Source organism: Salicola sp. AFF1 (assembly GCF_056783195.1).
Genome location: NZ_JBXAYL010000109.1, coordinates 1 through 877, shown reverse-complemented (window position 1 = coordinate 877; position 877 = coordinate 1). Strand labels below are relative to the sequence as shown.

The window sequence follows — 877 nt, the reverse complement described above, 5'->3', positions numbered from 1 at the left end:
TAGCCCGAATTTCTCATGAATGGCCGAAGACGGCGTTTCTGCCAGTGTAGTGGCTCCGGGCAAGGCTCGCAGCGGTCATAGTTGATCAGATTCTGATCGCTGGGCCGATTTTGGATACACTCCCCCCTTTCCCCCATTGGTTCGGGCCGGGGGCGCCCGATGTGTCTATGTCGGAACAAGCCGTCCGACCAGCTGACTGAGTTCATCCTTCCAGGGATAGTGCTCGCTGATCATCAGTTTGATGCGACGGGTGTTGCGGATCACCACCGCTGCGACCTTGATCAGCTTCAATCGCAGGTTGTGGATGCTCATGCGCTCAAAACCGGTATTGTGAAGGTGGCGCCGCAGGCGCTCGAACAGCGTGTAGGCAAAGCCCGACAGCAGCAGGCGCCACTGGTTGGCCCACCAGCCGGTACTCGATGAGCGATCGGCGAACAGATCCAGCTGCTGGTCCTTGATGCGGTTTTCCATGTCACCACGGGCACAATACTGCTCGTAGTAGAGCTTGACGCCATCGTCATATCGCGAGCTGATGATAAAGCGCGGGTTGGCGCCGAGTTCACCATGCTCCAACCTGGCGATGATCCAGCGAGGCCGGCGCCAGCTTTTGGCTTGATACGTGAAGCGGTAAACCTCGCTCACTTTCTCACCGCTTTGTTGGTGATCGACCTGTAATCGCTCCATGGACTCGCGAACTTCTTTGAGCAGTTTGCTGTTTTTGCTGATCCCGACCAGGTAATCCACGTTATGGCGGTCACACCATTCGAGCAGCCTGGGGCGATAGAAGCCGGCATCGGCGCGGAACACGATCCGGGTATCGGGCCAGTACTGGCGGATAAAGCGCACCAGCAGGGCCAGGATCGCCCAGCTGTGGCGG

The 877-nt window shown here is 58.3% G+C and carries 1 protein-coding gene; it reads right to left on the bottom strand.

The genetic code is table 11. The features are described 5' to 3' along the window. Nucleotides 1-165: 165 nt before the first annotated feature. Nucleotides 166-877, bottom strand: a 712-nt coding sequence (locus AC1RQI_RS16950) for an IS1380 family transposase (RefSeq protein WP_481905789.1), incomplete at its 5' end; no start/stop codon positions are given.